The following is a 9,133-nucleotide window of genomic DNA, read 5'->3' as shown; positions in this document are numbered from 1 at the left end:
ACTTCTTCCGGCACCCACAGCGGTCGCGCCCTGTGCCCGTCCCCGTCCACCGTGGTGATATCAAGCGCGGCCTGCTCTACGAGACACACTCGGCGGCGCATCCGGCTCTCACGCGTGATCCTCAGCGCCCGTGACGTGCGCAACGTGGCAAGCAACTGCTGGTACACACGCTGGCAAGCGCCTCGCCGCGGTGGTAAGGAGAAGTGCGTGACCATCGCCCAGCGCTACGAAGAGACGATCCCGGTGCCCCGGGCGATCCGTTTCCCTGTGGAGCTCATTCCGCCCGAAGGGTTCGATCCGGAGCGGTGCGAGACGTGGCCGAAAGTGGAAGGCCGGTTGGAGTACGTGAATGGGAGGCTGCTCTACATGCCGCCGTGCGGGGACATGCAACAAGATACCGTGGCCGACGTGGTGAGCGTGCTGGTGCAGTGGGTGCGCGCGCACCGGGAGTTTGTTGCGTCGACGAACGAAGCTGGGATGATTTTGCGCGGTGCGGCGCGCGGGGCGGACGCGGCTCTCTTTCGTCGCTCCGAGGTCGGGCGGTACGAGCATAAGTTCCGTCGCGTGCCGCCGGTGCTCGCCGTGGAAGTCGCCGGGGAGGATGAGGATGAGGCGGTGCTGCGCGACAAGGCCGCCTGGTACCTCGGCGCCGGCGTGCAGATCGTGTGGATCGTCCTTCCAGAGCAGCGTGAGGTCGTGGTGATCACGGTTGCCGACGAACACCGCTGTCGGGTCGGCGAGACGCTCACGCCCCATCCGGCGCTGCCCGGTCTCGCGCCACGGGCGGACGACTTCTTCGTGCAGATCTCCGTTCGATAGACGCCGTTAGCGATTCGCCATCAGCGCCCGCTGATCCTCAATTACCATCTTCGCCACTTTACGTCCGATCTCGACGGCGAAGTCGGTGCCGCGATCCCAGGAGTACACCTGGCTCATGGAGGCGAAGTAGAGTCCCTGTACCGGTGCCCGGATCGCGGGGATATGGCGCGAGTGGTTCACCGACGGCACCGGCTGAGCGTACGGTGTCTTCCAGAGCCAGTCGCCTTCACCCAGCTGCGATCAACAGGTGAGTTCCCATTCGTCTGAGAGGCTGTAAAATCAACCGCCTGTCTGTCGCGGTTTCTTCGCCATCGCCTCGGCCATGCGGCCGGCTGCTTGGTCCATCGAGGTTTTCGGACTCAGGACCCAGCACTCAGGACTGAACTCGGCGGCTGCGGCGGTAACCAGACATGGAACGTGCTGCCGCCGTTCGGCACGCTTTGCACGTCAATGGTGCCGCCCACGAGCGCCACCAGTAGCTTCACCATGTAGAGGCCGAAGCCCGAGCCTGGCAGGTGTGCATCGCCCTCCGGGGCGACCCGGTGAAAGGGGTCGAAGATCAGGTCCAGGTGCTCAGGGGCGATACCGATGCCGGTGTCAGCCACCACAATGTCGGTGCCGCCGTCATTGGGCGCGGCCGATATGGCGATCTCGCCTTCGAGCGTATACTTGACGGCGTTCGACAGCAGGTTGCGGACGATTTCACGTACCTTGCCCTCATCGCTGTCGACCGTCAGCGTGTCCGGGATCTCCCAACGTAAGTGCACGCTGCGGTCACGCAGGAGGTCTGTCGTCGTCTCGCGCAACGGTTGGACCAGTTCCGCCAGGCGGAAGGTCGAGCGATGAAACGGCAGGCGGCCGGATTCGAGTCGCGCCAAATCGAGGACGCTGTCGACCAGGTACAGCAGTTCTTTCGCTTCGCGGGCGATGCTGTGCACCGGTTGGCGCAGATTTTCGCTCAATGCCGGATCATCCACGAGGATTTCGGCGTAGCCCATCACCACCGAAAGTGGCGTGCGCATGTCGTGCGACAAGCCGCTGAGCAGCTCCATGCGCGCCCGCGTGGCGGCCTCCAGGCTACGGTTCGCCTGGCGCAACGCCGCGGCCTGCGCGAAGAGCCGGCGGCGGTACTCCTCGACGTAGTGGGCTCCGAGTGTGGAGATCACCGCGCCCGCCGCGATGGCGAGGAAATCGTATGCCGGTACCGGGCCTGTTCTGGCGCCGCCGGCAAGGGCCACCGAGTAGGCGGCGATGATGCCGACGTTCATTGCGAGCTGGAACCCTGCCCCCCAGGGGATGACCATCGCCGCGACCAGCATGAAGCTCATGTAGGTGAGCAGCACGTAGAGCATGTCGCCATCGACCGCCGCATTGTAGAGCGCCAAGATCGAACACACGCTGACACTTGCGAGAAGCACGATCCACGCGCTTTTCGGGTGTGTGATCGGCTTACGCGTGGTCAGCAAAACGGCGCAGACCACCACGGCTTCAACGGCGAGCGTCGCCAGGAGCAGCGACCCGCGCTGGGGATATACCCGCCATTCTGCCACGGCACCGGCCGCGGCGAAGAGGAGATAGACGAGCAGTCCGATCCTACACCGGCGTGCGGTGAGGTCGCCCGTTTCGCGTGCAAACTCGTCTGAGACCTGTGGGGGCTTCATCCAGGACGTAACGCGCCGCAAGACTTGCTCAAATGTTTGGGAAAATCAAAGGGAAACATGCTGGTGCCAGAGCGCCACCCCTTCGCAACTGAACGCAGCCTGCTCCGATGCGACCAGGAGCTGACTTGTATCACCTCTCGGGCCGCTCGAAGTCATCACTGAACAAACGTTTGTTTGGCTATTAGCGACGCGTGGCATTCCATGTTATTGGTGCCCCGCTTCTAAGAGGGCCGTATGCACATTGATTATGCCCCCGAGCAACGGGCATTCCGCGATCAACCGCGGGACTACTGCGCCCGGATCATACTATGAGGGAAGAACCGTGAGTCAGACCGAGACTGCAAAGCCACAGACCGACAAGGCGGCGTTCTTGCAACGGCTGCGGGCCTACGTGGGCCGTGAGGCGGGGCCGCCGTTTACTGCCCGCGATCCGGTGAATCAGCCCATGATTCGCCATTGGTGCGATGCCATCGGTGACACCAATCCGGTGTACACCGATCCCGAGTTTGCCGCGGGCTCGATCCACAAGGGCATCGTCGCTCCGCCGACGATGATGCAGGCGTGGACCATGCGCGGCCTCATGCCGCCGCCGAAAGAACCGGACACCCTGAATCAAATGCTCGGTATTCTCAGCCAAGCCGGCTTCACCTCGGTGGTCGCCACCAACTGCGAGCAGGAGTATGTACGCTATCTGCGTCCCGGCGACCTGCTGACGGCGACGACGATCATCGAAGACGTGTCGGAAGAGAAGCAGACCGGCTTGGGCGCCGGCCATTTCGTTTCGATTCCGACGACCTTCCGCGCTCATCAGAAGGGCGAGATCGTCGGCAAGATGCAGTTCCGCATCCTCTTGTTCCGTCCGGCGCAAGTGGCCGCCGAGCAGCCTGCCGCGGCAGGCCCGGCCAAGCCACGCCGGCCGCGACCGGTCGTCAACCAGGACAACGCCTTCTTCTGGGACGGCGTGAAGCAGAAGGAGCTGCTCATTCAACGCTGCGCCGGCTGTGGCAAGCTGCGCCATCCGCCGCGGCCGATGTGCCCGTCGTGTCAGTCGCTGGAATGGACCGCCGTCAAAGCGAGTGGGCGCGGTACGGTGTACAGCTTCGTGGTGATTCATCACCCGCCGTTCCCGCCGTTCGATTACCCCCACGTGGTCGCGTTGGTGGAACTGGCAGAAGGGACGCGGCTGGTGGCGAACCTCATCGACGTTGATCCCAAGACGGTTTCCATCGGGATGCCCGTGAAGGTCGACTTTGTTGCCGTGGACGAAGAGATGATCCTGCCGCAGTTCCGGCCGGCGGCCTGACACTTTCCCGAGGCATCCATGGATTTCTCGTTGAACGAAAATCAGAGCCGGAGGACGGCATGACGCAACCTCAAGGAACAACTTTGCGATACAATCAGGTGACGGTTGGCGATAAACTTCCTGAACTCCTTGTCGAGTTGACCCCGACGGTCATCGTCGCCACGGCGATCGCCTCACGCGATTACCAGGACGTGCACCACGACTACCACATGGCGCGGAAACGCGGCGTGCCGGACATTTTCATGAACATCCTGAGCACCAACGGCTTCGTCGGCCGCTTCATCACCGATTGGGCCGGTCCGGAGGCGATCCTGAAGAAGGTGGGCATCAAGCTCGGCGCCCCGAACTTCGCCGGTGACAGCATGAAAATGACCGGCACGGTCACGGCGAAGCACGACGCCGAGAAGGTGGTGGAGGTCGAAGTCGTGGGCAAAAACAGTTACGGCAATCACGTCACCGGTACGGTGCGTGTGGCGCTCCCGGAGGCCTGAGCCATGCGGACGATCAAGGATCAAGCGGCCATCGTTGGCATTGGCGCCACCGATTTTTCGAAGAACTCGGGCCGGTCGGATCTGCGGCTGGCGGCCGAATCGGTCAAGGCCGCGCTCGACGACTGCGGCCTCAAGCCCAGCGATGTCGACGGCATGACCACGTTCTCGCTCGACTTCACTGACGAGATTGAACTGGCGCGCACGGTGGGCATCGGGAACCTCAAGCTGTTTAGCCGGGTTCCGCACGGCGGCGGCGCGGCGACGTCGTTGATGCATCAGGCCGCGATGGCGATCGCCACCGGCATCTGTGACGTGGTGGTGTGCTACCGGGCGCTCAACGGGCGGTCGGGCCAGCGCTACAGCGAAGGTGTTGCCGGCGGGGTGGCGACGTCAGACCTGATTCACTGGGGCTGGTACATGCCGTATGGCCTGTTCACCCCGGCGAGCTGGGTTGCCATGTTCACCCAGCGCTACATGCACCAGTACGGCTTGAGCAGCGAGGACCTCGGGCGCATCGCCGTCTCGACGCGCACGTACGCGGTGAACAACCCCCATGCGTTCTTTCACGGCAAGCCGCTGACGTTGGAAGAGCATCAGAAGTCGCGCTGGATCGTCGAGCCGCTGCACCTGTTCGACTGCTGCCAGGAGACCGACGGTGGCTGCGCCGTGGTGATCACCACGCCCGAACGCGCCCGCGACTGCAAGCAGCCGGCGGCGATCATCCGCGGTGTATCGCAGGGCATCGCGCCGGACCAGGAAGTGATGACGAGTTTCTATCGGCCGGACATTGCCAGCCTGCCGGAAATGGATCTGGTCGCCAAGCAGGTCTATGCGCAGTCCGGACTCGGGCCGAAGGACATCGATGCCGCTGTCATCTACGACGCCTTCACGCCCATCGTGCTCTGGCAGCTGGAGTCGTTTGGCTTCTGCCAGGTCGGTGAGTCGAAAGATTTCGTCCGCGCCGGCAACCTCGACATCGGCGGCCGGCTCCCGAGCAACACCCACGGCGGACAGTTGAGCGAGGCGTACATTCACGGGGTGAACGGCGTGAACGAAGGCGTGCGCTTGATTCGGGGTGCGTCGGTGAATCAGCCGAAAAAGAAAGTCGATCACGTCCTGGTGACCTCAGGGGTCGGCGTGCCGACGAGCGCGATGATTTTGGGAAAGGCATAGCGGCGCAGCATGCGGCGCCGCTACCGATCGCAAACTTGAACGAATTGGAGGAAACAAAATGGCCGAAGCAGTAATCGTTGAAGCGGTACGTACCCCTATCGGGAAGCGAAACGGCTGGTTGGCCGGCTTGCACGCAGCCAGGTTGCTGGCGGCGGCGCAGGTCGGCGTCGTCAAGCGGGCTGGTATCGACCCGGGTATTGTGGGCCAAGTCGTTGGTGGTTGCGTCACTCAGGCTGGCGAACAGTCGAACGACGTCACGCGCACGGCGTGGCTGAGCGAGGGGCTGCCGTACCACGTTGCCGGTACCACCGTCGATTGTCAGTGCGGCTCGGCCCAGCAGGCGAACAACTTCATCGCCGGACTCATCACCATGAACTCCATCGACGTCGGCATCGCCTGCGGCGTCGAGGCGATGAGCCGCGTCGGGCTCGGTGCCAGCGTGGTCAACGGCCCCGGCTACTTTCAGCCTACCGAATGGCCGTGGGACTCGCCGTTTACCCAGTTCGACGCGGCCGAACGCATCGCTAAGAACCGCGGCATCACTCGCAAAGACGTCGACGAACTCGCCCTCGCCTCGCAGCAGAAGGCGGCGCGGGCGTGGGCCGAGGGCCGGTTCGATCGGGAGGTGATCGCCGTCGACGCTCCGGTCGTCGCCGGGAAAGACAACACCCCGACCGGGGAGCGCATGACGGTGAAGCGCGACCAAGGCCCGCGTGAATCCACCCTCGAGGGGCTGGCGAACCTCAAGCCCATGGCCGAAAACGGCGTGCATACGGCGGGCAACTCGTCACAGATTTCCGACGGCGCCGCCGCCGTGCTGTGGATGTCACGCGAGCGCGCCAAAGCACTGGGCCTCAAGCCCCGGGCTCGGATCGTGGCGCAGGTGCTGGTGGGTTCGGACCCCTACTACCTGCTCGACGGGCCGGTCGATGCGACGGCGAAGGTCCTCAAGCAGGCCGGCATGACGATGAAGGACCTCGATCTCATTGAAATCAACGAGGCCTTTGCCGCAGTGGTGCTGTCGTGGGCGCGGGTGCACAAGCCGGACATGGACAAGGTCAACGTGAATGGTGGCGCGATCGCTCTCGGTCATCCGGTGGGATCGACGGGCAGCCGTCTCATCACGACCGCGTTGCACGAGCTGGAACGGAGCAACAAGACCACCGCGCTGATTACGATGTGCTGCGGCGGATCGCTGGGGACGGGGACGATTATCGAACGCATCTGAGGTGCCGGGGGGCACCCCGGACCGGACGATGCAACGTCCCGCCACGCTAGCGGTTATGCCCAGGCGGTTGAGGCGAAAAACGGGGGCGCGATGACGCACGACGATGCTGCGGTTCCTTCTCACGAGACCGGGTCGACACGCGACCTCATCCTCGATGCCGCCGAGCGCCGTTTTGCACAGCACGGCTTCAGCGGCGTGGCGATGCGCGAGATCGCGGCCGACGTAGGCCTGAAGAATCAGGCCAGCCTCTACCACCACTTCCGTAACAAGCGCGCACTCTACGAGGCGGTTCTGGCCCGGGGTCTCGACCCCATCGTGGCGCTGTTGGCCGAGAGCGCCAAGGCGGGTCAGACAGGAACCCTGGAGCGCGCATCCGTGGACGCCAGCCTCGATCGCTTGATCGACTACCTCGCTGAGCATCCGCACCTGCCGCGGCTTATCCAGCGCGGATTCGATGACAGCCGCTACCTGCGCAACGCCATTCCCAAGCTGCTGTTCCCGCTGTCCGCCGAGGGCCTGAGCTTGCTGGCGGAGGCCGCTGGGCCGTGGGAGCCGGAGGACCTGCGCTACCTCGCCACCGGGATCTATCACCTGATTTTCGGCTATTTCGCCAACACGGCGCTGATCGAGGTGGCCCTGCAGACTGATGCGTCCAGCCCAACGGCCGTGGCGCGGCATCGCCGCTTCGTCAAGATTGCGGTTGCCCAACTGCTCGGTCTCGGGGATGACAGGAAGAAAGCATCGGCGTGCGCATGAGGTTCAGCCCCACGGCCGCAACAGCACACCACCTGCCGGCAGCGCGGGGACGCACCAGGGGGTAACCCATGCACTTCTTGTTCATCATTGACCCGCTCGACACGCTCAACCTGAGCACCGATACTTCGCTGCTGCTCATCGAGGAGATGGCGCGCCGCGGGCATGAGGCGTCGGTGGCCACGCTGCCCGATCTCTACCTCAGCGAGAGCGGCGCCGGTGTGCGGGCGCAGGGCATCGTCGTGGATCTCGGCCGCCGGCCGTTCTACCAACTCACCGCCGCCAGCGATCACCGGTTCGCGGACTTCGACCTCGTGCTCATGCGCAAGGACCCGCCGGTTGACCTCGAGTACATCGTTGCCACCTTGGTGCTCGAGCGTGCGCTGGAGCAGGTGCCGGTGGTGAACGACCCGGTGAGCCTGCGCCTGCTGAACGAGAAGCTCCTGCCCATGCAGTTTACGGCATTTTCGCCGCCGACGCTCGTGAGCAACCAGCCGGAGCGCCTGCGGGCGTTCCAGGCGACGCACGGCCGCATCGTCTTGAAACCGCTGGATGATTGCAGCGGCCGTGGCGTGGAGTTGGTCGACCGCGGAAGCCGTGAGCGTATGGCGGACTACGTGGCGGCACACGGCGGCCGGCACGTGATGGCGCAGAAGTTCATTCCCGGGGTCGCCGCTGGCGACAAGCGCATCTTGCTGCTCGAAGGCGAGCCGATCGGTGCCGTCAATCGCGTGCCCCAGAGTCCCGATCATCTGGCGAACATTCATCAGGGGGCGCGGGTGGAAGCCACCACGCTGACGGCGCGCGAGCGCGAGATCATCGCCGCCGTGCGCCCGCTCTTGCTGCAGCGACACATTTGGCTCGCTGGCATCGATGTTATCGATGGCTACCTCACGGAGATCAACGTGACCAGTCCATCAGCGACACGGCAGATCAATCAGGTGAGCCATACCCACCTCGAAGTGGCGATGGTCGACAGCCTCGAACGCCGGGCCAGCGCGGGCGCCGAGAGCTGAGAACGTCCTTCGAGACGGTCCCGGTCGTCCGCACTACACCAATTCGGCGATGACGTTCTTGGCGACGAACTCGATCTGCCTGAGATCGCGGCTGTCGGGCAGCTGGATGATGAAGAAGCTCACGCCGCGCCGGATGTAGTCGCGGTAACGCGGCACGACGATGTCCGGCGTGCCTTGCACGAGACTGCCGGAGTGAGCCCAGAGATAGCCGCGTGCCTTTGCCCCTTCGAACTGGTCACGCACCTCCTTTTCCCATTCCGCCGTTACCGTCGGCGTCATGAGGGAGCGCTCCAGGGTCTGGGGGTCGCGACCCAAGTCGCGGCAGTGTTGATCGAGCACCTGCGCCTTGCGCTCGTACTCCGGCAAGGGCACCGGAAAGTAGTTCCAAATGTCGGCGTGACGCGCGACCGCACGCAGCAGAAGTTTCTCCCCGCCGCCGCCGATGGTGATCGGCGGGTGCGGCCGCTGCAACGGTTTGGGCTCGCAAATCGCGTCAGTGACTCGATAGAATTTCCCCGCCCACGAGACGCGCTCCTCGGACCACAGGTGCTTGATGATGGCGAGCCCCTCTTCCATTTGCCGAATCCGGGTGGCGGCCGCGGGGAACTCGTAGCCGTAGCCGGCGAATTCCTCCTGGTGCCAGCCGGCGCCGTAGCCGAACTCCAGGCGGCCACCGCTCAAGACGTCGA

The 9,133-nt window shown here is 64.3% G+C and carries 10 protein-coding genes; 7 read left to right on the top strand and 3 right to left on the bottom strand.

The window, feature by feature from the left end; all coding sequences use genetic code 11:
• Positions 1-207: 207 nt before the first annotated feature.
• Positions 208-819: a Uma2 family endonuclease gene (locus VF515_09885; GenBank protein HEX7407945.1), complete on the top strand. Its 612-nt coding sequence runs from the start codon at positions 208-210 to the stop codon at positions 817-819.
• Between the two features lie 6 nt (positions 820-825).
• Here the strand turns inward: VF515_09885 and VF515_09880 are convergent, their stop codons facing one another.
• Both VF515_09880 and VF515_09875 read right to left on the bottom strand, forming a co-directional pair.
• A complete protein-coding gene (locus VF515_09880) occupies positions 826-999 on the bottom strand; it encodes a hypothetical protein (GenBank protein ID HEX7407944.1) in 174 nt (57 codons plus the stop codon).
• Positions 1,000-1,178: 179 nt separating this feature from the next.
• On the bottom strand, positions 1,179-2,480 hold the full coding sequence (locus VF515_09875) for a HAMP domain-containing sensor histidine kinase (protein ID HEX7407943.1): 1,302 nt from the start codon (positions 2,478-2,480) through the stop codon (positions 1,179-1,181).
• Between the two features lie 322 nt (positions 2,481-2,802).
• On the opposite strand from VF515_09875, the gene VF515_09870 reads away from it, so the two are divergent.
• The 6 genes from VF515_09870 to gshB all read left to right on the top strand — a co-directional run bounded on the left by VF515_09870 (position 2,803) and on the right by gshB (position 8,444).
• A complete protein-coding gene (locus VF515_09870) occupies positions 2,803-3,783 on the top strand; it encodes a bifunctional MaoC family dehydratase N-terminal/OB-fold nucleic acid binding domain-containing protein (GenBank protein HEX7407942.1) in 981 nt (326 codons plus the stop codon).
• A 59-nt stretch (positions 3,784-3,842) separates the two neighbouring features.
• Positions 3,843-4,274, top strand: coding sequence for a hypothetical protein (locus VF515_09865; protein HEX7407941.1), 432 nt, complete (start codon positions 3,843-3,845; stop codon positions 4,272-4,274).
• A 3-nt stretch (positions 4,275-4,277) separates the two neighbouring features.
• On the top strand, positions 4,278-5,447 hold the full coding sequence (locus VF515_09860; GenBank protein ID HEX7407940.1) for a lipid-transfer protein: 1,170 nt from the start codon (positions 4,278-4,280) through the stop codon (positions 5,445-5,447).
• 58 nt (positions 5,448-5,505) lie between these two features.
• On the top strand, positions 5,506-6,675 hold the full coding sequence (locus VF515_09855) for a steroid 3-ketoacyl-CoA thiolase (protein HEX7407939.1): 1,170 nt from the start codon (positions 5,506-5,508) through the stop codon (positions 6,673-6,675).
• A gap of 90 nt (positions 6,676-6,765) precedes the next feature.
• Positions 6,766-7,431: a TetR family transcriptional regulator gene (locus VF515_09850; GenBank protein HEX7407938.1), complete on the top strand. Its 666-nt coding sequence runs from the start codon at positions 6,766-6,768 to the stop codon at positions 7,429-7,431.
• A gap of 68 nt (positions 7,432-7,499) precedes the next feature.
• Positions 7,500-8,444 carry a glutathione synthase gene (gshB, locus tag VF515_09845; protein ID HEX7407937.1) on the top strand — a complete coding sequence of 315 codons (945 nt, stop codon included), beginning with the start codon at positions 7,500-7,502 and terminating at the stop codon, positions 8,442-8,444.
• Between the two features lie 33 nt (positions 8,445-8,477).
• Here the strand turns inward: gshB and VF515_09840 are convergent.
• A partial coding sequence (locus VF515_09840) for an LLM class flavin-dependent oxidoreductase (protein ID HEX7407936.1) occupies positions 8,478-9,133 on the bottom strand: 656 nt, incomplete at its 5' end.

It is taken from the genome of Candidatus Binatia bacterium (assembly GCA_036382395.1).
Taxonomy (GTDB): domain Bacteria; phylum Desulfobacterota; class Binatia; order HRBIN30; family HRBIN30; genus JAGDMS01.
The sequence above is the reverse complement of the archived record's forward strand: the minus strand, read 5'-3'. Positions and strand labels throughout refer to the sequence as shown.